Origin of the sequence: Brevibacterium sp. BRM-1 (assembly GCF_026802075.1) — a bacterium.
GTDB classification, from domain to species: domain Bacteria; phylum Actinomycetota; class Actinomycetes; order Actinomycetales; family Brevibacteriaceae; genus Brevibacterium; species Brevibacterium rongguiense.
Map to the genome: position 1 here is coordinate 2,232,129 of NZ_CP113788.1, position 25,185 is coordinate 2,257,313.

The window sequence follows — 25,185 nt, forward strand, 5'->3', positions numbered from 1 at the left end:
CGCCTGCGGGCGGATAGGGGCGAATCCGCGTCCACAGTCACCGCCCGATTGGCGCAATCCGGGCCCCGCGCGCGGTAGAATCGCACAGGCAGGCGCCCACTGAGCAAGGAGACCCATGGCTGTTGATGACAACCCGCACTATGACGCGAGCGATATCACCGTCCTCGAAGGGCTGGAGGCGGTTCGCAAGCGGCCGGGCATGTACATCGGCTCCACCTCGGAGCGCGGCCTCCACCACCTCGTCTACGAGATCGTCGACAACAGCGTCGACGAGGCGCTGGCCGGCTACGCCTCCCACATCCGGGTGACGCTGCTGGCCGACGGCGGAGTGCGCGTCGTCGACGACGGCCGCGGCATCCCGGTGGGCCTCCACCCCTCGGAGGGCGTCTCCACCCTCCAGGTGGTGCTCACCATCCTCCACGCCGGCGGCAAGTTCGGCGGCGGCGGCTACGCGGTCTCCGGCGGCCTGCACGGCGTGGGCTCCTCGGTCGTCAACGCCCTGTCCTCCCGGCTCTTCGCGGAGGTGCACACGGAGGGCAGCGTCTGGACGCAGGACTATGTGCGCGGCGTGCCGACGGCGGAGGTCGCCCAGGGCGAGCCCGTGTCCGATACCGGGACGACCATCACGTTCTGGCCGGACGAGGAGATCTTCGAGACGGTCGCCTTCAGCTATGAGACGGTGCGCGCCCGCCTGCAGCAGACCGCGTTCCTCAACAAGGGCCTCACGCTCACCCTGCGCGACGAGCGCCGCCCGGAGGTCAACGACGACGACGTCCAGCTCCACGACGAGGACGCCGAGTTCAAGCCGCGCGAGGTGACCTACCGCTACGAGAACGGCCTGCTCGACTACGTCGAGTACCTCAACGGGCAGAAGAAGTCCGAGGCGATCAACCCGGACGTCATCGCGTTCGAGTCCGAGGACAAGGACCAGCTCATCGCCCTCGAGGTCGCGATGCAGTGGACCACCGCCTACACGGAGTCCGTCCACTCGTACGCCAATTCGGTGAACACCCACGAGGGCGGTACGCACGAGGAGGGCTTCCGCACCGCGCTGACCAGCCTCATCAATGCCTATGCGCGCGAGCAGAAGCTGCTCAAGGAGAAGGACATCAACCTCACGGGCGACGATGTCCGCGAGGGCCTGACCGCCGTCATCTCGATCAAGCTGGGCGAGCCCCAGTTCGAGGGGCAGACGAAGACGAAGCTCGGCAACTCCGAGGCCAAGACGTTCGTCCAGCGGGTGGTGCGCGATGAGCTGGGCCACTGGATGGAGTCCAACCCCAACCAGGCCAAGGATGTGGTGCGCAAGGCCATCCAGGCCTCGCAGGCCAGGCTCGCCGCCCGCAAGGCGCGCGAGGCGACCCGCCGCAAGGGCCTCCTCGAGACCTCGGGAATGCCGGGCAAGCTGCGCGACTGCCAGTCGAAGAACCCCGCGATCAGCGAGATCTTCATGGTCGAGGGCGATTCCGCCGGTGGCTCCGCCGTCCAGGGCCGGGACCCGGAGACCCAGGCGATCCTGCCCCTGCGCGGCAAGATCCTCAACGTGGAGAAGGCCCGGCTGGACCGGGCGCTGGCCAACAACGAGGTCCAGTCGATGATCACGGCGTTCGGCACCGGGATCGGCGACGAGTTCGACATGTCCCGGCTGCGGTATCACAAGATCATCCTCATGGCCGATGCCGACGTGGACGGCCAGCACATCACGACGCTGCTGCTCACGCTCATCTTCCGCTACATGAAGCCGCTGGTGGAGCAGGGCTACGTGTACCTGGCCAATCCGCCGCTCTACCGCATCAAGTGGACGAACGCGGAGGACCAGTACGCCTACACGGACGCCGAGCGCGACCGGCTGCTGGCCGAGGGCCGCGCCGCCGGGCGCCGGCTGCCCAACCAGCAGGGCATCCAGCGCTACAAGGGCCTGGGCGAGATGAACTACCACGAGCTGTGGGAGACGACGATGAATCCGGACACCCGCCTGCTCAAGCAGGTGGAGCTGGAGGACGCGATCCTCGCCGACGAGATCTTCACCGTCCTCATGGGCGAGGACGTCGACTCCCGCAAGCGCTTCATCCAGGAGAACGCGAAGGACGTGCGCTTCCTCGACGTGTGACCATCCGCCCGCGCCCCCGCCGGGGGAGCGGGCTGCGCGCGCGAGCGCACACTGACCCAGCCGCGCAGGGGCGCGGGACGAACAGCGAAAGGGCGGCACAGGCGTGGCCGACGAGACCGAGAACACCCAGCCCGAGGGCGCGGAACCGCAGGGCGGCGCGGGCGCCGCGGGCGATGTCCTCTCCCGCATCGAGCAGGTGGACCTCAACCTGGAGATGCAGCGCTCCTACCTCGACTACGCGATGAGCGTGATCGTGGGCCGCGCCCTGCCCGACGTGCGCGATGGCCTCAAGCCGGTGCACCGCCGGATCATCTACGCGATGTTCGACGACGGCTACCGGCCGGACCGCAACTTCTCCAAGTGCGCGCGCGTCGTGGGCGACGTTATGGGCCAGTATCACCCCCACGGTGACTCCGCGATCTACGATGCGCTGGTCCGCCTCGTCCAGCCGTGGGTGCTGCGCTATCCGCTCGTGGCCGGGCAGGGCAACTTCGGCTCCGCCGGCGACGACGGCGCGGCGGCCCCCCGCTACACCGAGTGCCGCATGGCCCCGCTGGCCATGGAGATGGTCCGCGATATCGAAGAGGACACGGTCGACTTCCAGGAGAACTACGACGGGCGCAACCTCGAGCCCGTCTACCTCCCCTCGCGCATCCCCAACCTGCTGGCCAACGGCTCCGCCGGCATCGCCGTGGGCATGGCGACGAACATCCCGCCGCACAACCTGCGCGAGCTCGCCGCCGGCGCTCAGTGGCTGCTCTCCCATCCCGAGGCGAGCCGCGAGGAGGCGCTCGACGCGCTCATCGGCCTCGTCAAGGGCCCCGACTTCCCGGGCGGGGCGACGATCCTCGGCCACTCCGGGATCGAGGACGCCTACCGGACCGGGCGCGGCTCGATCACCCAGCGCGCCGTCGTGGAGGTCGAGGAGATCCAGGGGCGCACCTGCCTGGTCGTCACCGAGCTGCCCTACATGGTCAACCCGGACACGCTGGCCACGAAGATCGCCTCCTACGTCAAGGACGGCAAGGTCGCCGGCATCGCCGACCTGCGCGACGAGTCCTCCGGCCGCACCGGCCAGCGCCTCGTCATCGTCCTCAAGCGCGACGCCGTGGCGAAGGTGGTGCTCAACAACCTCTACAAGCACACCTCGCTGCAGGAGAACTTCTCCGCGAACATGCTCGCGCTCGTGGACAACGTGCCGCGCACGCTCTCCCTCGACGCGTTCCTGCGCCTGTGGGTCAAGCACCAGATCACCGTCATCGTGCGCCGCACCCGCTACCGCCTGCGCAAGGCCGAGGAGCGCGCCCACATCCTGCGCGGCTACCTCAAGGCGCTCTCCGCCCTCGATGCGGTCATCGCCCTCATCCGGCGCTCGCCCAGCTCCGAGGAGGCCCGCACCGGCCTCATGGAGCTGCTCGAGGTCGACGAGATCCAGGCCAACGCGATCCTCGACCTGCAGCTGCGCCGCCTCGCGGCCCTCGAGAGGCAGAAGATCGACGAGGAGGCCGCGCGGATCGAGCAGCTCATCAAGGAGTACAACGCGATCCTCGCCAGCGAGGACCGCCAGCGCGAGATCGTCTCCGAGGAACTGGCCGAGATCGTCGACCGCTACGGCGATGACCGCCGCACGAAGATCCTCGCCGGCTTCGACGGCGATGTGTCGATGGAGGACCTCATCCCGGAGGAGGAGGTCGTCGTCACGATCACCCGCGGGGGGTACGCCAAGCGCACCCAGTCCGCGCTCTACCGCGCCCAGCACCGGGGCGGCAAGGGCATCACGGGCGCCAAGCTGCGCGGGGACGACGTCGTCGACCACTTCTTCGTCACCTCGACGCACAACTGGCTGCTGTTCTTCACGAACACGGGGCGCGTCTACCGCGCGAAGGCCTACGAGCTGCCGGAGGGCTCGCGCGATGCGAAGGGCCAGCACGTGGCGAACCTGCTCGCGCTGCAGCCGGGCGAGACGATCGCCCAGGTGCTCGCCACCCGCGACTACGAGGCCGCCGACTACCTGGTGCTCGCCACCCGCTCGGGGCTCGTGAAGAAGACGCGCCTGTCCGAGTACGACTCGAACCGCACGGGCGGCGTCATCGCGATCAACCTGCGCGAGGACGAGCAGGGCCGGGCCGACGAGCTCGTCTCCGCCCGTCTCGTCATGGCCGATGACGACCTGCTGCTCATCTCCCGCAAGGGCATGTCGATCCGCTTCACCGCCGATGACTCGACGATCCGGCCCACCGGCCGCGCGACGTCCGGCGTCACCGGCATGAAGTTCAAGGACGACGACGAGCTGCTCGCCATGGACGTCCTCACGCCGGGCACGTTCGTCTTCGTCGTCACCGAGGGCGGCTACGCCAAGCGGACCCCCGTCGAGGAGTATCGCGTGCAGGGCCGCGGCGGCTACGGAATCAAGGTCGCCAAGGTCACCGAGCAGCGCGGAGACCTGGTGGGCGGCCTCATCGTGGGCGAGGGCGAGCAGGTCCTCGTCGTCATGGAGCGCGGCAAGGTGGTGCGCTCGGCGATCGACGAGGTGCCCGCCAAGGGCCGCAACACCATGGGCGTGGTGTTCGCCAAGCCCGGGAAGAAGGACCGTATCATTGCCGTAACCCGCGGCCCGGAGCAGATCGTCGAGGACGAGGCCGAGACCCCGGTCGACGAGCAGGCGCTTGAGGCGGCGCAGGACGTGGCCTCGGAGGCCGAGGTCGCCGAGGTCCGGGCCGTCGTCGACGAGGGCGCGGCCGAGTCGCCCGATGGGCCCGGTGCGGCGGATGGAACCGACACCCCTGAGGCTGAGGCCGGAAGCGAAGGTGAAGAGCAGCAGTGAGCGACGACGAGCAGAAGCCCGGCAAGGTCCTGCGCACCTCGGCGGGGTCCACGCGACTGACCGCCGGGGGCGCCAAGCCCTCCGACCAGGACGCCGAGGGCCCCCGCCCCCAGCGCGAAGGCGAACAGGGCACCGGCGACGGTCCCGCTGCGGGCAAGCCCGGCAAGCCCAAGCGGCCGCAGTACGGCATGCGCGGCTCCCAGGGCACGGATTCGAAATCGGCGGAGGCGAAACCGGGCGAGGCGAAATCGGCCGAGGCCAAGCGCGCCGGCGATTCCGAGCCCGCCCCCGCGGCGAAGTCCGCACAGCGGGCCCCCGAGGCACCGGCGGCCGGCGGCCGCGAGGCTGCGGAGGAGGCGGGCGGCAAGTCCGGCGACGCCGACGCACGCACGATCGCGATGCCGGCCGGCAGGCCGGGCGCATCCGAGGCATCGGAATCTGACGGTGGCGCCACTGCGGGCGCCGGCGCCCGCGAGGAGCGGCCTGCTGGCGTCGCGGGAGCGGAGCGCGACGGTGCGAAGAAGGGCCCGGGTGCGCCGCCGAAGAAGCAGGTGCGGATCTCCGGGCCGAACTCGAAGGGCGCGCAGGCCCAGGGGTCGCAGACCGCGGTGCAGCTGCGGGTCGACGACGCCCCGGTGCGCGAAGCCGAGCCGCGCGGCTCGCAGCCGAGCGGGGCCACCGGCGCCGCGGCCGCGGGTGCCGGAGCGGGTGCCGCTGTTGGGGCCGGCGCCGGTGCGCCGCGCGGCGGTGTGCAGCGCACGGCGGGCCAGGGCTCGCAGCGCGGGTCCGCGCCCCAGGGGGCCAGCGCGGCGCCCCGCGGGGAGGGCGAGTCGGTGCGCGCCAGTTCGTCCGGCGTGAAGATGGGCGGGTCCGCGAAGAAGAAGGGCCCGCGCACCGTCAAGCTCACCGTGTCGAAGATCGACCCGTGGTCGGTCATGAAGATGACGTTCCTGCTGTCCGTGGCGATCGGCATCGCGACCGTCATCGCGGCGCTCGTGCTGTGGCTCGTGCTGCAGGCGACCGGCACGCTGCAGAACCTCCAGTCGACGCTGGGCGAGATCGCGGGCACGGAGAGCGCGGACCAGCTGCTCAGCCTGTTCGGGCTGGGGCGCATCCTCAGCTTCGCGATCATCCTGGCCGTGGTGAACATCGTGCTCATGACCGCGCTGTCGACGCTGTTCGCGCTGCTGTACAACATCGGCGCATCCATCGTGGGCGGCTTCCACCTCACGCTCTCCGACGACTGACACGGTGGCCGCGCACAGGCGCGGACCCGACGCGATCGCGGCGGCGGTTTCCCTGCGGGGACGCCGCCGCTGCGATTTTGCTTGGCCCCGGCGTTGCCTATATAGTTGGTTCGGTTCACAGGGGCCTATAGCTCAGGCGGTTAGAGCGCTTCGCTGATAACGAAGAGGTCAGAGGTTCAAGTCCTCTTAGGCCCACGCACCACCCTGAGACAGCACCGGAGCCTGGACTCCAAGGAGCGGAGCGCTCATGAAGACGTGGTTGCCGATCGCGGGAATCCTCGCAGCCCTGGCGGGCCTGCTCGCCAGCCAGCGGCGCAGCAGGATGAGCGGTCACCGAGCCTGGTCCCAGTTCACCGATTCGGTGTAGGCTGGCCGGACCTTGGGGGTATGGCGCAATTGGTAGCGCACCTGCTTTGCAAGCAGGGGGTTAGGGGTTCGAGTCCCCTTACCTCCACAACCAACAGAGGCCCTGGCCTGGGATAACACCCAGCCAGGGCCTTTCGCATTTTCGCTATGGGGTCACATACCCCACGCTTACCCACCTTTTTCGATCAGCCCCGGCCTGTTCGCCCCCAGCTGGGAGAGCACATTCGAGAGGTCGGGAGCCTCGTGGAGCTTCTGCACGTAGTGCGCGTGCGTGACCGCCGTACCGGAGTGTCCCAGAAGTGCCGCAGCACTCTCCGTGTCCCTCGTGCGATCCACGAGCGTCGCCACCGTCTTGCGGAAGGTGTGCGGCGATACCCACTCGAACCCGGCCGCGGTGCGAGCGTCGCGCCACTGCCGGCGCACGTTGTGCGGATCGCGCAGCGTCCCCGCCGCACTGGGGAACACGACATTCCACGGGTTCGGCTGCGCCTCCACCTGACGGCGGAGCAGAGTCTCGACGACGAACGTCGGGAGAATGAGGCGGCGGAACCCGCTCGAGGTCTTGGGGTGAGCCTGGCGCGTCAGGCCCTTCCCCTTGACCCGCACGACGGTGCCCGAGACGACGATTGCAGGCTGCTCGGCTCCAAGGTCTACGTCATCCCAGCGCAGTGCGCACACCTCCCCAATGCGGAGGCCGGTGCCAAGCAGCACGTCCACGAGGTCGAGCAGGTCGGGCGCCCGCTTGGGGCCGTGCGTGCCCGGTTCGTTCTGCCAGGCGTAGACCCCGCGGCGGAGTGCCTGCACTTCGTCAAGGCTGAGCGCCATGACGGCCTGCCGCTGCCGTGAGGGGAGCTTCGTCTCGCGCACGGGGTTGTGGGTGATCGCATCATGGCGCGCGGCGAGTCCGAACATGCCGTTGAGCACGACCTTGCACTGCTTGCCCAGAGCCGGCCTTTCCGCTGCCACAGACTTCAGGAAGCGGTCGAGGACGGAGATCGTGGCCTCGCGGATCGCGTACTCACCGAGGGCCGGTTCGATTCGCTGGGTGAACGTGGCGCGGTATTCGGCTAGTGACTGTGGCTTGAGTTCGGACTGTTCCATTTCTGCCAGCCATGACCGGCCGAGGGTGCTGATGCGCATCTCGCGGGTGATGTGCTCGCCTGCGGATTGGGCGCGGTCCCGGAGGTCTCGTTCTAGGGCGCGTTGGGCGGCTGCGCCGGAGGTGCCCCAGGCTTCGACCTGTCGTGTCTTGCCGGTGAAGTCCCGGAAGCGGGCGCGGGCACGGTACCGCTTGGGTGCTACCTCGGTGCGGGTGATCTTGCCCCATGTGCCGAGTTCAAGGCGAGGTCTAGGCATGGTGTTCCTTACTAGAAGGGCGGCATCTCAAAGTACTTCGTGTTGAAGGCAGACTCACGTGCTTCGTTTTCGATTGCGGCCCTTGGCATCTTCGCCAGCCGCTCGGTCTCCGCTTTCAAGAGTCCCTCACTGCGCGCACGTTGGATTCGTCTTGATGCAGTCGGTCGGGACGTGGTTAGTAGGTTCGCAACGGTCGAGACTGTCGCAGTACCGTTCAGTGCTTTCGCAAGTGCCCATGCCCGCGCTGCTTCCGCGTAAACGCGATCATCCGTGGGCTGACCTCCGGGCGTCGGTACGCGCCCCACGAAGTCACTTGCGTGTTCGATGATGCGACCGTCTGTTTCCGACAGGTCATTAGCCACCGCGAGGATGTCGTTGATAGCTATCTTGCTCAGCGCACCGGTTCCAATGGCCTGCGATTCGTCAGGCTCTCCCAAGAGCATTCCGGTGACAACGAAGTCCCCCATTTCGGTCTGGCCGAATCTGGCCCAGAGGGGGAAGTTGACTCCCTCGACCTCGACACGATGCCAGTAGTCTCCGGGCAGCTCGGCGAACGAAGTGTCGTCCGGGACGAGATGCCCTAACCACTCGTCGGATACCCCGTCGTTGTTTGAAGGGGTGATGCGGGGGCGTAACCGCCCCGCGGCGCTGTTGCTCATGGAAGTAATCATGGCATGTTTGAGGTTCGCAGACAATCGATGAACACCCGTGGTATCGTGCGAGTGTTCACGTTCACAGACCGCCAATGAAATGGAGAACGACATGCAGGTTTATACGACTGACGCAGTTCCGGAATGGTTTGAGGCGGACTCGCTGTCCGCATACATCCACGTCCCGAAACAGACGATCTACCGCTGGCGCACGGAAGGGAAGGGGCCGCGGGCGCACAAGTTCGGCCGTCACCTGCGCTTCTCCCGCGCCGACGTAGAAGCATGGATCAACGAGCAGGCCGACCCGGACCCGGCAGCCTGAGACGTGATCTCGTTGACAACGGAAGCCACCTCAGCCCACATCACTGACAAGGAGTTCGCAGAGTTCCGCGCCCGCGCTGACGCTCTGGGCCTCGCGGTGACGGTCCGCTGCCAGCACTGCGGCGCACCACTCTGGGACCACCGGAGCATCACAGCCGGGGCCGGGCCGATATGCCGACGCCGACACGAAAACGACCCCGACGCGCATACCGACAAGAATGCACGCGCCGAGGCCGCCGAACCCAACGTTCAGACCTCCAGGGAGGAGACCCAACGATGAGCACTACAAAGACTAACCACCACGATACCTCCCAGCCCACCGCAGTCGAGACTGTGGCGCGCGCCCTCACCATCAAGGACGCGGGCACCACCGACTACACGACAACGTGGGTGGACTCCCGCGGCAAGTGGTGGGCCAAGCCGAAGGGGTGGGACGCATGAGCACCCTCGGTGCAGACGCCGGCCGCGGATTCGTGGGCGGTATGACCGTCACAGCGTCGGATATGAACCGGGTCCACCGCAGCGCAATCGAGTACGGCTACGGCCTCGGATACGCCGACGGGTACACGGCAGGGGAGCAGGCGGCCGCGCTTTCCGATGATGAGTTCCTCGCGGCACTGGCCAGGCGTGTGCGCGCAGCCGACGTGCTCGAGGACCACCTACAGCAGACGCTCAAAGCCACACTCGCCACCCGGGCAGCGAATCGAATCCGCTCCACACGAAAGGAGGCCGCATGAGGATACCCCGCGTCACTCCCGCCTCCACCATCACACCCCGCAAAATGCGGTGGCTCGTGGAGGACCAGTTTCCGCTCAACACCCTCTCCACATGTGGAGGCAAAGGAGGCGAAGGGAAATCGACGCTCGTCCTCGACGTGGCTGCACGAGGGTCACGCGGTGAGCTTCACGGTGACGTTCAAGGGCCAGTGAACACCCTCATTGTCTCGGTGGAGGATGACTGGCAGACGACAGTTGTCCCCCGTCTCATGGCTGCGGGTGCGAACCTTGACCGAATCCTCAAGTTCGACGTTGAGACCTACGTGGAAGACACCGGGGAATCCTTCGAGACGAAAGCCGTCCTGCCCATCGACGTGACGCAGCTGCGCGAGGCGATCATCGAACATGATGTGCGCCTAGTGATCTTCGATCCCGCAGCATCGTTTATCGACGGTGACCCGAACAAGGTCATCGACGTGCGGAGGGCGTTCGAACCCATCTCCAAGCTCGCGCAGGACTTGGACCTCGCTGTGATCCTCATCGCCCACTTCGGGAAGGGCACAGGCAGCGTTGGCGACAAGCTCTCCGGCTCTCACGCATGGCGAGACCTCACCCGCTCATACTGGGCCTTCGCCACCGATGACGAGACCGGCAAGCACTACATGACCCAGGAGAAGTCCAACTACTCCAAGACGAAGGGCACCTATGAGTTCGAGCTGACAGGCGTCCCCGTGCCCATCTCGGGGGAGACTGTCGAGGTTGTCGCCATTGGCAACATCACCCCCAGCGAAGTGGACGTAGCCGAGATCATCAACCGCCCGGTAGCGGACGGGGACGACGACGTGAGCGAGTGCGGAGAATGGCTGCTGTCGTACCTTGACCGGGAACCCTTCGAGTTCGCCCGCGCCGATATCGTCAAGGCCGGGCGCGCAGAGGGATTTTCCGAGGCAACCTTGAAGCGCTCCAAGAAGCGTCTGGGTGTCGCCCACAGGCGGACTAAGACAGTGCCGACGACGACAGTCTGGGAGCACCCGTCCATCAGTGGGAACCAGGTCGCTCACGACCGTGAGCCGACTGAGCCAACTGACACAAAAACACACGTTTCCGCAGGTCAGCCCAGTCAGCTCACAGTCAGCTCGCGAAGCGTGGAGAGAGCCAACTGTGAGCCAACTGGACTGACCAGGGAAAACACACCCCCGAACGCCAGTCAGCTCAGTCAGCTCAAGCACGAGGACCCCGACGAACCGACAGACATTTTCGGTAAGGCCGCAGACCCCTACGAAGCCGCCCAAGACACCAACGGCAACGTCGGCTGCAGTCTCTGCGGCAAGAACACCAAGTGGCGCACCGCCCGCGACAACGACGGTCACTGCCTCAACTGCGCCAAGACCCACAAGGAGAGCGCATGAACCCCACCTGCCATTCGTGCTCACGTCCCATCCACGGCCGCTGCCTCCTCATACGCCGCCAACACCCCATCTGCACAACCTGCGGCAGCACCACGGCCCCACCCCTCCACCACCTCACGGCCCCCACCTGCACCGTGCCCTGGCACGACATGTGGGACCACCCCAACCACATCATCATCACGACCTCAGCAGCCCTCCGCGCACTCACCACCGCTGACCCCATCACCTACCATCCCTGCGAAAGGAACGACCTGTGAGCCGTTGGGACGAACCCACCGCCAACTACCCCACGGAACGCCGGTGCACGGCGACGAACCGCAAGGGCCAGCAGTGCGGGAAGTACGCAATCAGGGGCGGGTCCGTGTGCACCGCCCACGGTGGCCGAACCCCGGCCGTGAAACGCAAGGCGCAGCAGACTCTCGCGGTGGCTCAGGCTCGAGCCGATGCGGCCGCGGCTCTTGCCCATGAGGGTCTGAAACCCGTGGGTGACCCGGTGATCGAACTGGGGAAAGCCGCGCGAGAAATCGTAGCGATGAAGGATGCTCTGGCTGCCCGCGTCAATGCCCTCACGGACCCCACTTATGCGGCGATGGGGGAGGAGAAACCCCGCGTGGAGCTGGCACTGTATGAGCGTGCTCTCGACCGCACGGTGAAGGTCTTGGACGTGTTGGGCCGGCATGACCTTGAGGCGCGCCGAGTGCAGGTCGAGGAGCAGACTGCCCGCCTGTTCATGTTCGTGTTGCAGGGCGTGTTCCTCGACTTGGACTTGAGTGCGGAACAGCACGAGCGTTCCTTGAGTGTGGCTCGGGAGTGGGTGGGCAAGGCGCTCGAGGGGGTGGCTCCCGGTGATCTACCGCAGAACCTCGAACGCTGACCTGTCGGCGGCGGTGACCCCGGCCGGCGCGGTGATCCTGCTGACCTTGCTGGGGCCGGAGGAGGAGGCGCGCAAGCGGCTGGCGCGCAGTCTGCCGCCTGTGATGTTGCGCGAGTTCGAGGACACGATGCGGCGGTTGCGGGCGGCACGAGCGAACTTCGAACCAGATTCCGTTCCCGGAAACATCAGGGCGGAAATCGGCACTGAGGCGGCAGAGTCAATCCCGAGCGGCCTTGTTGGTGGCCGCTTGAACAGCCGGGAGGCTGCCGGGCTCTTGGGGGTTTCGACTCGCAGGGTCCGGCAGCTGGCGGCGGCGGGCCACATCGACGCTCAACGTGTCGGGTCTCAGTTCACCCGCGAGGCTGTCCATACCTACACGAATCTGAGGAGAGCAGCATGACCGGTGATAACGACATTCTCAGGGCATTGCGGGGTGAGCCGCCCACGACCGCCCACGTGTCGGAGGCCGACCCCCAGGCGCACAGCGCGGTACGCGCAGCCCTCGAGGGCGAGGAGTGGCTCTACGGGCTGCCCGTGCCTCCGAGTGATGGGGAGGCGGTGAAGCGGTGGGCGGTCATCGAGGGCCTGCACCAGGCTGCGGGCCGGCACATCATCGCTTCGTCTCGTGGTGACGCGGATGCGCTTGTGCGGGAGGCGTATGAGATGACGAATCCGGATGCTGAGCCCCTGGATCGGATCGCGCAGACGAGTCGGCTGCTCAACCGGTTCACGGAGATGCGGGAGGCCCGGTGATGCGCAGCCTGAGTGCCGCCGTGAGCAAGGCGACTGCGACCGTTGAGGAGTGGGAGGCGAAGGCTGAGCGTGCCCGCGCTGAGAGTGCGGAGCTTGACCAGACCTCAGGGGCCGCGATCTTGGATGACCCGTCTGCCGCTGAGCGCATCACCGTGAAGGTGCAGGCCAAGGAGCGGGAGGCACGTGCCTATGACGCGGCGGCTGTGGAGGCCCGGCAGCGGTTAGTGGACGTGTACCGCAAGCACCTAGAGGACGAAGCAGCCAACCTGGACAAGGCCGCGGTGCAGGCCCAGCGGGAGGCAGACAAGCACGCCGGGAGGGTGAGAGCTCTGGTGGATCAGCTGCGCGACCTTGACGGTGTGGAGTACGCGCCGGTTGAGGAGTGGCACGAGGGGCCGCAGGGCAGGTGGCGCGACGTGCCGAAGTCGGAGGACTTGGGCGACAAGGTGGAGGCTGCGAAGAATCACGCCGGCCTCATCCGCTTCTACCTCGAGCACGGGAAGCGTCCTGGCCCACTGGATGAGTTCTACGCGGTCGAACCGAACGAGGCTCTCTCGGAGGTCATCGCGGCGGGTGTGCAGCTGTGAGAGTGGACTGGCGGGATTGGCGCAATCACACACTGTTGCAGGTGGAGTTGCGGCGTCTAGCGGACCTTGAGGAGCGTGCGCAGCACGCCGGTGTGGTGGAGGGGGAGGACCTCGAGATGCTCTCGCAGATCAGTGGTCGCCTCGAGCGGTTCCGCTGACTGGTGTGCTGCTGGTAGTTCGTGCCCGTCCCGGTTTCGGCTGGGGCGGGCGCTTTCGTGTACCCGTGGTGTGGTGGCCTTGTGCTCAATTTTGAGCATCTAGCACTAACCGGCCGCGTACCCCGCCCGTTGTGTTGGACTCCTGGTGACCTTTGCGACAGTTCTGTCGTTAAGTCTCACACCTCGCCGAGAAACCGGTACCCACAATCTCAGCGTCGCCACCAACAGACACAGCCAGAAGGGCACGATTCAAGTATTCTCGAAGAACTCCTCTGCCAAACCTCACCTGCTCGGCGCCTGATCGCAGTCATATACGGCCGCAATAACATGGACAACCCCGAAGCAAAAAGAGACTGCGGAACACAATCATTTTTGTCTACTGGGCAACACACCTATTAGTAGGCGGATAATAATAGCCAGCACCAGAACAGGCACACCAAATAGCAGATACCCAAGATAATCACCAGGCGTCCACCACTCTCCCCAAGTATTATAAATGACTTCGCAAACACCAAGGACTACCAGAAGAGAAGCTATAGACACGATCCATTGCAAAACTTCTCGAGACCAAAACACAAAATAAAGAACGATAGACGATAGCAGCCCCGGAAGAAGTGCGTAAAACGCCAAAAATCCGGCACTTGAAATCGAAAAACGGTACAGCGAGAAGGCAACACAAAAAACAACAACGGCTGCTACCGCGAACGAAAACTGAAGACGTCGCGCGCCTACATTTATCACATTTACAAACCCCACAGTGCCTCCATGATAATAAGTGTCAAGATTTGACACGCCTGCTTCATGTGTGTTATTCTAACCGTGGAGCCTCAGTAAATGAAACGGCGCATTAAACAAGACTGCTTGAGGGTTGATGGAAACGATATGTCCACCAACCCTCAAGCTCTGACGCTCTTACTGCCTATCAACCACCATCATTTGCGTATGGCACAGTCCCTTGGGAACTTACCGTTCATAGGAGTCGAGTACCTATTAACCGTCACGTCCATAGGTGGCAGCAAGCTATTGAAGCTGCTGTACTGGAAGCGGTAGAGGCAACCGTAACTACGTCCCTTACTATTAGCCAAATTGTAGGTTAGCTCGTGATTTGGTGCCCCGTCGTGACTACCCTTTACTTCAGTTGATCCAGAAGGGTCGAAAATCGCGTGCATATCTACGTCGATTGCGGGTGCTTTCCCCACAGCAAGAACATCACACAGAGGGTTTCCGATAGACTGTTTAAAGCGAATATCCGGGAGTATCCCATAACTGCCCAGTGTGGTGCTAAGTCCTGAATCGCTAGCAGTTTTACGATCCGCTACAGATCCATCCTTTTTGTAAGCGATAGTCTCTCCGACGTGCTTTTTCGTAAAGTCCAAGTGGTTCTTATTACCCTGGACCGTAACCCCAGCCTGGTTCTCGCCCCTAGAACTCAGATTACTGTTGATGGTCTTCGAGTTCCTGAAGGCCCTACCGTCACCGTGATGGGAGTCGAATCCATTCGAGCAAAACGGAGGCTGCTTGATCTTCTTATCTGGAATGAAAGATGCGTACCGGAACTGGGCCGAGCCTTGTGCTACTTTGGCCTTCGCTAGTGCAGCATTCTTAGGCATAATATCCGCGTTCGCCGCAGCACTTAGAACCGATTTGCTTTCGACTGACTCATTGACCGGAACTTTTTCGCCTTTAGGAACTTCTGTGCCGTAGCTATACGCATGTGTATACTTCGAGTCTGGATCGTTTGACTTCTTCAGCTGTTCTACCTGCGCCTCGACAGAATATTCGTTAACTCGACTGCGGTCAACCGAGTTATCAGTGAAACTCGTAGAATCGGTTTTCGCTATTGGTTGACCGTTTTTGCTAATTACCCAAGTCGCAGAAACCCCTTTCGGCTTCCACCAGGACAGATTAACGCTTTTACTGTTCGCAGACCAATTAAATGAAGTCTGTCCAGTTCTGTCATCGATGACGCGTTGCGGGCTGGAACCAATATACCGATCTATAATGCGATTCTTATTATCGGTTTCAAAATAAACCGTATTTAGAGATGACAATGACGATGCTTCTGCTGACGCAGCTCTTGCCTGTTTACTCAATTCCCTGTTAAGAGTAGTTAACTGGCTCGAATTCGCGTTCGGTTGCGCTAGCACTAGTTTGGAGGAGGTTTTAGGTACCGCGCTGTTGGTCCGCAGTGTTTTAGCTTTACCAGCAGGTGGAACTGCTTTAACAACCTTTTGAAAACTGGAACTGGCAGTTTTAGATTCTACTGCTTGCGCAGCGATTTGCGTAGTAGCGACAGGTAGTACTATCAGACCCAATGTCGCAGCAGCTAGCATCCGTTTCACAATTTCTCTCCTTATCGGTGATTATTTGTGGCAATCGACGTCTGAAGTTAAAATACATTGAGTATTCAATATATCTACTGAATCTCGGCCGATTTCGATCGACTCTACACCCACATTGCTGATTTTCATGGCCTTCGCTGAATTTTTCTACCCTCTTGCTTTTCAAGCAAACGAAGCTAGAGTGGAAAATTTTTCCGTTCTCCAGCCAAAGCAAGCTGTGCCCCGCTCTACACCACCCGATCATCTTTCCTCGGATCCGGTATTGCCGCATCTCCTCCAGGAGTCGGTATTTAACAGTTTCCGAATCGAACGATGTAGGAACTCGCATCAGCGCCACTATGCCCGTATCTTCGCGGAACTGATCAGGCAGACCGGCTTCCCATGCCAACTGGTCATTGCCCTCTATCGAGGCACTAAGCCATCTCAGAACTCGACTACCTTCTTCTGCATCTACACGAGAAGATTGCACACGCAGCACCGGCTGCCACTCACCCACGCGGCTAACGCGCCTTACCCAGACCACATGCTCTTTTAGCCATCCGCTTCTTTGCCACGATGGAAGGACACCCCGCCCCCGTCCGAGAGCCAACGAACGCCGAGCTTCTATAGCGTTCCGCAGCTTCTCTTGTTCCATGTTTAGGGTGCTCTGCAACGGACGCCAACCACGAAAGAGCCGCGCCTCCCGAACTGTCGGCAGCCCGTGCCGGACCCATCGTTGTACCGACCGCTGACTCACCCGCAACCGCCTAGCCATCACCGCAGTGTTCACACCATTACTAAACGATCTGTTCTGGTGCCCGGCGGATGGCACGGAAGCGGGGCACGCGAAGAGATCGTCGATGTGCTGCACTCGGTCGGGACATGATCCGGCTGTCGTATGACGCAGCCAAGCCAGGTCACGACCAGCAGGCGTCGTCATCCGGAACCCGCTCCGTCCTACTTCTTGACCGTGATGACACCGGCGGTCACCGGTTGAAGCTCGTCCCGGACGACGCCATGCTTGTCGATGAACACGGTTGGCCCGTTCGTCGAAGCGGAAATCATGCTGGCGCGGCTCTGTACCGCCCGGATGGCAAGGTCGGCCTTGTGGAACCGCTGCTGCAACCCGCCATAAGCCGCATCGTTGATCGGAACGAACACGATGTCGGCTCCCGCGACTCGCCGCACGCTATCGGGATAGTGCATGTCGTAGCAGACGTAGGCCGTGATCGACCAGTCTGCCCACGAGACGTGGCGGTTCGAGAAAGCCCCCGTGCCGCTCTCGTCGGGTGCGATGTGTGCCTTGGTGTTCGAGAGCACCTCGTCGCCGCGCTCGTTGAGGACGATGACCCGCTTGAAGCGCTCATCGCCGCGCATCTCGGCCGAGTGATACACAACGGAGGCGTCGAGGTCTCGAGCGGCCGACTCGACGAGTAAACGCTGCGCCTCCGGCACGGAGTTCTCCGGCCAGACCACTATTCGCCGTGCGTCGCCATCGAGAGTCTTGAGCGCGGCGGCGCTTGTCTCCGTGAGTGTGCGGATGTCTCGCGCGGTGGCCGGAACATCGACCCCGCCGACGGTCATCTGCTGAACGCTCACCACCTGCGGCACCGCATCCGGCTCCGAATCCCACACCCGGACATCTGCCACGACGACCGCGCCGCCAAGGGCGCACATTCCGGCCACCGCCACCCAGGGACGAAACGACACGATCAACAGCGCCACCACGACGTTCGAGGCGAGGACCCCTGCCTCGACAACGGCCTCGCCCCCAAGCGCCGCGAACTGCAGCAGCCCGCTGTTCCTCCATACCGCGTACCCCAGGTGAGGGAGCCACCAGTCCTCGGTCACCGGGAGGTGCATGCGTGCAAATGTCAGCGCCGACCACACGGCCGCCACAAGAACCAGAACCGCCCAGAACGGGAGGCGCAGTGCGAAGAGTCTGAAGAGGTTCGCGATCAGGGCGACGAAACCGACGCTGGCCAAGAACGCGAGCCACACGGGCATGAACGAGTAATACCAATACGTCGTAGGCAGCAGCCACGCGCCGAAGAAGACGAGGCCGGCCGGGTAGTGACGACTGGGCTTCGCCCGCCGCATGGCGACAAACACGGGAGCAATGCAGAACAGTGGAAGCACCTGAACCCACCACCGGTCGACAAACGTCGCAGTCGCCAGCGCGCCGCCGCACAGAAACACGATGCCCCACGTCGCCTGCTCCCGTAGGCTCGTTCGCGCCATGCCGTTCACTCTAACCGAGCGGACGGTGGACCTCAGTCCTCGTTGACGACGACGACCTTCTCCGCGGCTCCGGGGGTCCGGGCCAGCTCCAGCGCGTCCAGCGCACGGTCGAACGGCAACACATCGCTGACGATGAGCGCGTACTTCTCCCAGTTCTCCACGATGTCGTCGGTGACCTCGAAGATCCCATACACCTTCATGTGCTCGTGGGCATGGATAGTCATGATCTCTTCCTTCAGGGCAGCATCCCGCACGGCCCGCGGCGATGGCGGCCGGGACGTGTAGGCGTAGTAGGTTGACGGGGCGATCTTGATGCCGAATTCCTCGGTCAGGACGCGGCAGATCGGTTCGATACCCCATCGATGCTTGTGCTCGTCGATGAAGCAGACGATTACTTCTGTGGGCGGTCGAACTCCGCGGCGAAAAAAGCCGCGGCGGACTTCAGGATGCTATTCGAGCGGCGCAGCTCCCGGTTCTCCTTCTCCAGCCGGCGGATGGTCGCGGCGGCGTCTTCTGTCTCAACGGGGATCTCGTCGGCTTCGGCCTTGCGGACCCACATCCTCAGGGCTTCCCGCTTCACCCCGCACTGGTCAGCGATCCGCGCAATCGCGCCGTTACGCGTGTCCGGGTCTTTCCGGGCCTCGACGGTCAGCCGCGTCGCCCTGGCCTTGAGCTCCTCGGGGTACTTCGATACTGCTGGCATAGTGAGTGTCTGCTCCTTGGTTCGGGATCACCCGCTCACTCTCTATCAAACCAGGAACACTTCACGGCGCCCGCGAGGGTCCGCACTAGCGCGGACCCCTGCATGGGTCCTCAGTAGTGAGGCACTGGGTTACACGCTGTCGTGTACCCAGGGGTCGCGGAGCCACGGTCGCGCTGTCAGCCGGCACGCTGCGCGCCCAACAGGGGTGCTTCCTCGATGAGTGCAGAGACTTGACCAACCCCACGCTTACTCATCTTTTTCAACGCAACCCCACGGAAACTAGCGGAAACAGTCTGGGGCACCTAACCCTGTTGCGCCCCTAGAATCCGCGGCACACGGCACCCCACGGAAACTCACGAAAAACGGTGCCCGCTAACAGGGGGTTAGGGGTTCGAGTCCCCTTACCTCCACCATTGAAGACGTACTAGAACACCTGACATCGGTTGATGCCGGTGTGAGGGCGGTGAAGGGCTCGGCGAGTCGGATCGTCGCCTGCTCGTCCTCGCTGATCTCGATGCCATCAGTGAAGGCTTGGTTCGCCAGCCGCTTGCCGTGCTCGTCGGTCCGTGCGTAGAGGGTGGCGCAGTCGACCAGCAGGCGGAGTGCGGTGCTGAGTTGCTTACATGATCCCTCGTGGTGGTCGTGCTCGCTGGCGAGCCGACGGTCTATGTCAGCGAGGCCGGCGCGGATGCGGTCTTGGTGACGCTTGAGGGTGTCGAGGTCGATCGCGTCGGCGAAGTGCGCGGCGAGCAGCTTGTCGCTCTCGTTCTGGAGCCGCTTGCGGTTCTCGGTCAGCTCGGCCAGTTCTTGGGAACGGGAGGCGAGGCGTTCGTCGAACGCGGCCTCAACCTGCGCCGCGAGCGCCGCGTACTCGACCTCGGTGATCGCGATGTCCCGGTAGCAGCGAGCGTTGCCTGTGTCTCGATGTGAGCGCTGGTTGCCCATGCAATCGGGGGAGGCGCGTCCTGGCACGAAAGTGGCGGCGACTGGTCCGCGCCGAGATCTCGCGGTTCTCCAGGTCCGGGCAGGCGCCGCCGTGGTGGGGTGGCGCCGGACCGCCGTCAGACGGCGGTGAGCGCCGTCACGTCGCCTTCTTGGCGAGTTCGTCAGCGGGAACAGGGACGACGCGGGTGTCTTCGGCCACGGTCTGCTCGTATCGGCCGTCTCAGCTCAGTCGTGGGCGAGGCGGAGTGCGAGGGTGAGGTTGTGGCGGGCCTGGGTGGAGTCGACTCGGGCGAGTGCGAAGGCCGCGATCACGAGCGCCACGATGTTCTCCGCGAGATCGTCTGTCTGCGTGGCTAACGATGCGGGTCGCTGGGCGTGTACGCCCCGCCTCATCGCCGAGGCGAGCTCTGCCCGATACTCGGCAACGAGCTGTGCCACTGCGGAGTCGTGAGCGATGGGTTCCCTCGCGGTGTTCACCAGGAGACACCCGTTGGTGGCGGGCATGGAGTCGAGGTTGCCGAACGCGTCCCACAGCCCGGTTAGGTAGTCCGTGAGGGCATCGGGCGCGACGGGGTCGGCCTTGAATGGGCGCAGGCGGGGGCGGATGACCTCGTCGAGGTATGACTGGACGGCCTCGTCGAAGAGACCGCGCTTCGAGCCGAAGGTGTTGTACAGGCTGGAGCGGCGGATGCCGGTCGCTTCCTCGAGTTCGGGGATGGAGGCGCCGTCGTAGCCGTGTTCCCAGAACACTGTGCGGGCGGCGCGCACGACAGTGTCGCGGTCGAAGGCCTGCGTCCGGGCCATGTTGCACCTCGCTCGTTCCGTAACGTTCAGTCCAGTATATACTGGAAGAGTCATTACAGAACGGGCAGGAGTCCGGAGAGGGAACGCATCATGGTCATCGCAGGTCTCGTGCTCGCCGGGTTGGCGGCGCTGATCCACGTCTACATCTTCTACATGGAGTCCATCGCCTGGACGGGCGCGAAGGCGCGCGCCACGTTCGGGACCACGGTCGAAGAAGCGGAGGCGACGAAGAGTCTTGCGTTCAACCAGGGCTTCTACAACCTGTTCCTCGCGATCGCCGTCGTCGCGGGCATCGTCTTCCTCGCCACGGGTGCGACAGCGGTCGGCGCGGCCCTCGTGTTCACCGGTGCGGGGTCGATGGCTGCCGCTGCGCTCGTGCTGTTCGCCTCCAGCCCCGACAAGCGCGGCGCCGCGCTCAAGCAGGGTATCCTGCCGCTGCTCGGGGTGATCGCCTTGGCCATCGGCGTCGCCCTGTAGTCGTTTCGTTGCCATGCCGGGGGTATGCGCCCGGCGCCCGGAACTGTTCGTTGTTGCTTTGAGAAGTATCATCAGTCATGTCCACGCCTGTCAGCACGCAGATCCAGCTCGCCGCCCGCCCGCAGGGTTGGCCCACCCACGACGATTTACGCACCGTGACGGTGCCGTTGGGGGCGCTCGAGGCCGGGCATGTGCGGGTGCGGAACGAGTTCGTGTCGGTCGACCCGTACATGCGGGGGCGGATGAACGACGTCCGCAGCTATGTCGCCCCGTACCAGCTCGGTGAGACGATCACCGGTGGTGCGATCGGCCGCGTCGTCGCCTCGGAGGCGCCGGAGTTGCCGGTGGGTGCGTTGGTGCTGCACCAGCACGGGTGGAGTGACCTCGTGCAGGATGCCGCCTCGACGTTCCGCGCCGTGCCAGATCTTCCCGGCGTGCCGTCCTCCCTGCGCCTGCACATTCTCGGGGTGACGGGGCTGACGGCGTACGTCGGGTTGACGGCGATCGCGAAGCTGCAGCCGGGTGAGACGGTGTTCGTCTCCGGCGCTGCGGGCGCGGTGGGAACCGCGGTCGGACAGCTCGCGAAGCTCCTCGGCGCCGACCGTGTCATCGGCTCTGCCGGCAGCGACGAGAAGCTCGCCCTGCTCACCGAGAAGTACGGGTACGACGTGGCCTTCAACTACAAGAACGGTGACGTGCGCGGCCAGCTCGCCCAAGCCGCCCCCGCGGGCATCGACGTATTCTTCGACAACGTCGGCGGCGACCACCTCGAAGCGGCCCTCGACGTCTTCAACGACGGCGGACGGGCAGCACTGTGCGGGGCGATCGCGGGATACAACACCACCGAACGCGCCCCGGGTCCGGACAACCTCGCCAACGTCATCACCCGCGCCCTCACCCTGAAGGGCTTCACCCTGGCCGCCTACCTGCAGCTGGGCGCGGAGTTCCAGGAGAAGATCGCTCCCTGGTTCGCCGAGGGAAAGATCGCCTACGACGAGACCATCGTCGACGGCATCGACCACACCGTGGATGCGTTCCTGGACATGATGCGCGGCGCGAACACCGGCAAGATGCTCGTCCGCATCCCCACCGACACCCGCGGCGAGGAGGAGGCGCACGCGTGAGGGACGACACCCTCGTAGTTCCCGTCGACGGCGGCCTCATCCGCGGGCAACGCTCCGGCACCGTGGAGACGTGGCGTAATAGCGTCCACTTAGCTGTCCGTCAGAGGTGTTCTAGCTCGTCTCCTAGCGTTCACTACGACTCCGGGTTCATCGTCGGCGGCACCTCGCGGCTCGTCGCCAAGACCGAGTTTCGCCTGTTCCCACGCGGTGCCGAGCCGCTCGAACCTCTGCCAGGTGTTCGGTTTGAGTCCACCCGCGTCCACTCGAGTACTTTGAGACAGCACTCGTCGAACGGCCCCGGATCGCCGCTGGCAGCAGCGGAGATCCGGGGCCGTTTGCTGTGCGCAGCGCTCGCTTCACTTAGTCTCGGGGCTGAGCGCCTGCCTGCGCCGCCGCAGTCCTCGCGCGATCGCTTTGCGCAGCTCCTCGCACGCGATGAAGAGCACGACGCAGGCTCCCACTATGCCCCAGTGCGCGGCGTCGAGCGGGGCCGTGGAGAACGCGGTGTTGAGCACCGGAACGTAGACGACGAGGGCCTGCAGGGCAACCGTGAGGCCGATCGCGGACCACAGCCAGCCGTTGGCGAAGAGGTGGGAGAACATCGAGCGGCGGGCGTGCCGCACGCTCAGTGTGTTCGCCAGCTGCAGGAAGACGAGCACCGTGAATGCCACCGTGCGGCTCGTTGTGATGTCGTCACCGCCGTCGAAGAGCCCGCCGGGCAGGCACCAGTCCAGTGAGCCCAGCGCGAGGACCCCCATGACCAGGCCGGTGCCCAGGATCCGCAGCCACTCGCCCCGGTCGAGTGCTCGCTTGGACATGTCGCGCGGCGGGGCGTCCATGACCTCGTCCTCCACCGGCTCCACGCCCAGGGCCAGGGCCGGCATTGAATCCGTGACGAGGTTGACCCACAGGATCTGGGTGGCGAGCAGCGGCAGCAGCATGGCGCCGTCGGGCCCCAGGAGGCCCAGAAGCCCGGCCAGCACCACCCCGCCGAAGACGGTGAAGACCTCGCCCATGTTCGATGACAGCAGGTAGCGCAGCACCTTCGTGAGGTTGGCGAAGATTCCGCGGCCCTGCTTGACGGCGGCGATGATCGTGGCGAAGTTGTCGTCGGCGAGGATCATTGTCGCGGCATCGCGCGAGACCTTGGTGCCCGTGATCCCCATGGCCACGCCGATGTCAGCGCGCTTGAGGGCCGGGGCGTCGTTGACGCCGTCGCCGGTCATGGCGACGGCCTTGCCGCTGTGCTGGAGGGCCTCGACGATTCGCAGCTTGTGGCTGGGATCCACGCGGGCGAACACGGAGGACCGTTCGATGGCCTCGGCCAGCTGCGCATCGTCCATCGCGCGCAGCTCGCGCCCGGTGAGCGCGTGCGCGTGCTCGATGCCGAGGTCCGAGGCGATGCGCTGCGCGGTCACCGGATGGTCCCCGGTGATCATCATGACGCGGATGCCCGCGTGCTGGGCCTGCGCGATGGCCTGGGCCGCCTCGGGGCGCGGCGGATCGATCATCGCCGCGATACCCACCAGCGTGAGGCCGCGCTCGTCGGACTCGGCGATGCCGCCCGCCGGGGCAGTCCTTTCCTCCGCCTGTGCCGGGGTCGCCGCGGGGACCTCCTTCTCCGCCACGGCCAGCGTGCGGTACGCCTGCCCAGCCAGGGTCTCGATGCCGGCCTCGAGGCGCTCGCGCGCCTGGGCGGTGAGCTCGACATCGCCTTCGGCGGTGCGCACGCGCTCGCACAGGCCCAGCACCACATCGGGGGCGCCCTTCGTGACCAGGCGGGTGGGCGCCTCGGGCGGGGCGAAGAGGACGGACATGCGCTTGCGCTCGGAGCTGAAGGGCAGCTCGTCGAGGCGCCGCCAGGCGGGCACCTCGACGCCCTCGTCGCGGCAGGCGGTGAGGAACGCGAGCTCGGTGGGATCGCCGATCGCCCCATCGGCCGTCAGACGGGCGTTCGAGGCGAGCGACCCCAGGGCCAGGACCTCCGCTGCGCGTGGGTCGGCGGGCTCCACGCGCCCATTCCCGGTGAGCACGGCCTCGACGGTCATCTCGTTGAGGGTGAGCGTGCCCGTCTTGTCCGTGGCCACGACCCCGGCCGAGCCCAGCGCCTCGACCGCATCGAGCTGCTTGACGATGGCGTTGCGCGTGGCCATGCGGCGCACGCCGAGTGCCAGCACGACGGAGACGATGGCGGTCAGGCCCTCCGGCACCGCGGCCACGGCCAGCGAGACGCCCAGCAGGAGGATCGTCACGACGCTCTCGAGCGAGTGGTCATCGGTCACGAGGTAGGCCGTGACCATGGTGACGAGCGCGATGGCGACGACCGCCACCGTGAGCATCCTGCCGACCGCCGCCATCTCCCGCTGCAGGGGCGTGACGGTCTCCGGGGCCGCGGCGATCATGCCGGCGATCCGGCCGATCTCCGTATCCGCGCCCGTGCCGGTCACGAGCGCGACGGCGCTGCCCTGGGTGACGGCGGTGCCGGCGTGGACCATGGAGGTGCGCTCGGCCAGGTCAGCGTCCGCCGCCACCGGCGGGGCGGACTTCTCGACCGGCACGGATTCGCCGGTCAGCGCGGCCTCGGCGACCATGAGCCGGCCGGCGCGCAGGATGCGCGCATCCGCGGGGATCGCATCGCCCTCGTCCAGATGGAGGAGGTCGCCGGGAACCAGCTCCGCGACCGGGATGCTGCGCTGGGCGCCGTCGCGGGTGACGACGGCGGTGGGGGAGGCCATCGTGCGCAGCGCGGCGACGGCATCGGCGGCCTTGAGCTCCTGGACCAGCCCGATGACGGTGTTGAGGACGATGACGGCCCCCACGACGATCGCATCCACCGGCAGCCCCTGGCGGCCCTCGATCGCCCACGCGACCAGCGAGACGCCGATCGCCGCGAGCAGCAGATAGGTCAGGGGCTCGTTGAGCAGCCGCAGCACCCGCGCCCACCACGGAGTGGGCGGGGCGGCCGTGAGCTCGTTGCGGCCGTGCGCGGCCAGGCGCTCGGCCGCCTGGGTCTGGCTCAGGCCCTCCGTTCCCGAGGCGGCGAGGGCCTCCAGCGCCTCCTCACCGCTGCGCGCCCACGGCTGGTCCACCGGCGTCTCGTCGGAGGGTCCGGCGGGTGCACCGGGTGCTGCCGGTGCGGAGGCGGGACGGGGATCGGGGTGGGCTTCCATAGACCGAGCCTAGTGATCTCATCGATCTA

Annotated in this window: 24 protein-coding genes, 2 tRNA genes and 1 other annotated feature; of the genes, 16 read left to right on the plus strand and 10 right to left on the minus strand. The window is 65.2% G+C overall.

What is annotated here, in order from left to right:
• The first annotated feature begins 115 nt into the window (after positions 1 to 115).
• The 5 genes from gyrB to BRM1_RS09850 all read left to right on the plus strand — a co-directional run bounded on the left by gyrB (position 116) and on the right by BRM1_RS09850 (position 6,635).
• On the plus strand, positions 116 to 2,110 hold the full coding sequence (gene gyrB / locus BRM1_RS09830) for a DNA topoisomerase (ATP-hydrolyzing) subunit B (RefSeq protein ID WP_160953592.1): 1,995 nt from the start codon (positions 116 to 118) through the stop codon (positions 2,108 to 2,110).
• Positions 2,111 to 2,213: 103 nt separating this feature from the next.
• Complete coding sequence (gene gyrA / locus BRM1_RS09835) at positions 2,214 to 4,934, plus strand: DNA gyrase subunit A (RefSeq protein WP_442864238.1); 2,721 nt, start codon at positions 2,214 to 2,216, stop codon at positions 4,932 to 4,934.
• Complete coding sequence (locus BRM1_RS09840) at positions 4,931 to 6,181, plus strand: DUF3566 domain-containing protein (protein ID WP_268525548.1); 1,251 nt, start codon at positions 4,931 to 4,933, stop codon at positions 6,179 to 6,181. Before gyrA ends, BRM1_RS09840 begins: the two co-directional genes overlap by 4 nt.
• Before the next feature lie 121 nt (positions 6,182 to 6,302).
• A tRNA-Ile gene (locus tag BRM1_RS09845) sits at positions 6,303 to 6,376 on the plus strand.
• Between the two features lie 186 nt (positions 6,377 to 6,562).
• Positions 6,563 to 6,635, plus strand: a tRNA-Ala gene (locus BRM1_RS09850).
• A gap of 80 nt (positions 6,636 to 6,715) precedes the next feature.
• Here BRM1_RS09850 and BRM1_RS09855 read toward each other — a convergent pair.
• Together BRM1_RS09855 and BRM1_RS09860 are read right to left on the minus strand one after the other, a co-directional pair.
• Positions 6,716 to 7,903 (minus strand): tyrosine-type recombinase/integrase, encoded by a 1,188-nt coding sequence (locus BRM1_RS09855; protein ID WP_160954371.1) that lies wholly within the window; start codon positions 7,901 to 7,903, stop codon positions 6,716 to 6,718.
• Between the two features lie 11 nt (positions 7,904 to 7,914).
• Entirely contained in the window at positions 7,915 to 8,667 is a 753-nt protein-coding gene (locus tag BRM1_RS09860; protein WP_160954372.1) for a hypothetical protein, read from the minus strand.
• On the opposite strand from BRM1_RS09860, the gene BRM1_RS09865 reads away from it, so the two are divergent.
• The 9 genes from BRM1_RS09865 (at position 8,654) to BRM1_RS09900 (ending at position 13,213) form a co-directional block, all read left to right on the plus strand.
• Complete coding sequence (locus tag BRM1_RS09865) at positions 8,654 to 8,875, plus strand: helix-turn-helix transcriptional regulator (protein ID WP_268525551.1); 222 nt, start codon at positions 8,654 to 8,656, stop codon at positions 8,873 to 8,875. The genes BRM1_RS09860 and BRM1_RS09865 overlap by 14 nt on opposite strands.
• 96 nt (positions 8,876 to 8,971) lie before the next feature.
• Positions 8,972 to 9,154, plus strand: coding sequence for a DUF6011 domain-containing protein (locus BRM1_RS14065; protein WP_442864355.1), 183 nt, complete (start codon positions 8,972 to 8,974; stop codon positions 9,152 to 9,154).
• Positions 9,151 to 9,315, plus strand: a complete 165-nt coding sequence (locus BRM1_RS09870) for a hypothetical protein (RefSeq protein WP_160954378.1) — start codon at positions 9,151 to 9,153, stop codon at positions 9,313 to 9,315. The genes BRM1_RS14065 and BRM1_RS09870 overlap by 4 nt, the downstream gene beginning before the upstream one ends.
• Complete coding sequence (locus BRM1_RS09875) at positions 9,312 to 9,611, plus strand: hypothetical protein (protein WP_160954377.1); 300 nt, start codon at positions 9,312 to 9,314, stop codon at positions 9,609 to 9,611. The genes BRM1_RS09870 and BRM1_RS09875 overlap by 4 nt, the downstream gene beginning before the upstream one ends.
• Positions 9,608 to 10,999, plus strand: coding sequence for an AAA family ATPase (locus BRM1_RS09880; RefSeq protein ID WP_268525553.1), 1,392 nt, complete (start codon positions 9,608 to 9,610; stop codon positions 10,997 to 10,999). Before BRM1_RS09875 ends, BRM1_RS09880 begins: the two co-directional genes overlap by 4 nt.
• Positions 11,000 to 11,252: 253 nt before the next feature.
• On the plus strand, positions 11,253 to 11,873 hold the full coding sequence (locus BRM1_RS09885; RefSeq protein WP_268525555.1) for a hypothetical protein: 621 nt from the start codon (positions 11,253 to 11,255) through the stop codon (positions 11,871 to 11,873).
• Positions 11,845 to 12,273, plus strand: a complete 429-nt coding sequence (locus tag BRM1_RS09890) for a hypothetical protein (protein ID WP_268525557.1) — start codon at positions 11,845 to 11,847, stop codon at positions 12,271 to 12,273. The genes BRM1_RS09885 and BRM1_RS09890 overlap by 29 nt, the downstream gene beginning before the upstream one ends.
• Positions 12,270 to 12,626, plus strand: a complete 357-nt coding sequence (locus BRM1_RS09895) for a hypothetical protein (protein ID WP_160951972.1) — start codon at positions 12,270 to 12,272, stop codon at positions 12,624 to 12,626. The genes BRM1_RS09890 and BRM1_RS09895 overlap by 4 nt, the downstream gene beginning before the upstream one ends.
• 20 nt (positions 12,627 to 12,646) lie before the next feature.
• Positions 12,647 to 13,213, plus strand: coding sequence for a hypothetical protein (locus BRM1_RS09900; RefSeq protein ID WP_160951973.1), 567 nt, complete (start codon positions 12,647 to 12,649; stop codon positions 13,211 to 13,213).
• Between the two features lie 524 nt (positions 13,214 to 13,737).
• Here BRM1_RS09900 and BRM1_RS09905 read toward each other — a convergent pair.
• From BRM1_RS09905 to BRM1_RS09940, 7 genes are all read right to left on the minus strand, one after another.
• Complete coding sequence (locus tag BRM1_RS09905; RefSeq protein WP_268525563.1) at positions 13,738 to 14,163, minus strand: hypothetical protein; 426 nt, start codon at positions 14,161 to 14,163, stop codon at positions 13,738 to 13,740.
• Between the two features lie 140 nt (positions 14,164 to 14,303).
• Complete coding sequence (locus BRM1_RS09910) at positions 14,304 to 15,713, minus strand: hypothetical protein (RefSeq protein WP_268525564.1); 1,410 nt, start codon at positions 15,711 to 15,713, stop codon at positions 14,304 to 14,306.
• A 936-nt stretch (positions 15,714 to 16,649) separates the two neighbouring features.
• Positions 16,650 to 17,933 (minus strand): nitrilase-related carbon-nitrogen hydrolase, encoded by a 1,284-nt coding sequence (locus BRM1_RS09915; RefSeq protein WP_160951976.1) that lies wholly within the window; start codon positions 17,931 to 17,933, stop codon positions 16,650 to 16,652.
• A 32-nt stretch (positions 17,934 to 17,965) separates the two neighbouring features.
• Positions 17,966 to 18,157 carry a hypothetical protein gene (locus tag BRM1_RS09920; protein ID WP_202410702.1) on the minus strand — a complete coding sequence of 64 codons (192 nt, stop codon included), beginning with the start codon at positions 18,155 to 18,157 and terminating at the stop codon, positions 17,966 to 17,968.
• Between the two features lie 77 nt (positions 18,158 to 18,234).
• Positions 18,235 to 18,364 (minus strand) — a sequence feature (AL1L pseudoknot).
• Positions 18,325 to 18,636 (minus strand): transposase, encoded by a 312-nt coding sequence (locus BRM1_RS14070; RefSeq protein ID WP_160951977.1) that lies wholly within the window; start codon positions 18,634 to 18,636, stop codon positions 18,325 to 18,327. (Overlaps the previous feature by 40 nt.)
• A gap of 372 nt (positions 18,637 to 19,008) precedes the next feature.
• Positions 19,009 to 19,581, minus strand: a complete 573-nt coding sequence (locus BRM1_RS09935; protein ID WP_268525565.1) for a hypothetical protein — start codon at positions 19,579 to 19,581, stop codon at positions 19,009 to 19,011.
• A gap of 225 nt (positions 19,582 to 19,806) precedes the next feature.
• The gene (locus BRM1_RS09940) at positions 19,807 to 20,385 is read right to left on the minus strand and encodes a TetR/AcrR family transcriptional regulator (RefSeq protein ID WP_268525566.1); all 579 of its coding nucleotides are present in this window, start codon (positions 20,383 to 20,385) and stop codon (positions 19,807 to 19,809) included.
• 90 nt (positions 20,386 to 20,475) lie between these two features.
• Between BRM1_RS09940 and BRM1_RS09945 the strand changes: the two genes are divergently transcribed.
• Entirely contained in the window at positions 20,476 to 20,862 is a 387-nt protein-coding gene (locus tag BRM1_RS09945; protein ID WP_114045794.1) for a DUF1304 domain-containing protein, read from the plus strand.
• Between the two features lie 77 nt (positions 20,863 to 20,939).
• Positions 20,940 to 21,986 (plus strand): NADP-dependent oxidoreductase, encoded by a 1,047-nt coding sequence (locus tag BRM1_RS09950; protein ID WP_268525568.1) that lies wholly within the window; start codon positions 20,940 to 20,942, stop codon positions 21,984 to 21,986.
• 356 nt (positions 21,987 to 22,342) lie between these two features.
• Here the strand turns inward: BRM1_RS09950 and BRM1_RS09955 are convergent, their stop codons facing one another.
• Complete coding sequence (locus BRM1_RS09955; protein WP_268525570.1) at positions 22,343 to 25,156, minus strand: cation-translocating P-type ATPase; 2,814 nt, start codon at positions 25,154 to 25,156, stop codon at positions 22,343 to 22,345.
• Between the last annotated feature and the right edge of the window lie 29 nt (positions 25,157 to 25,185).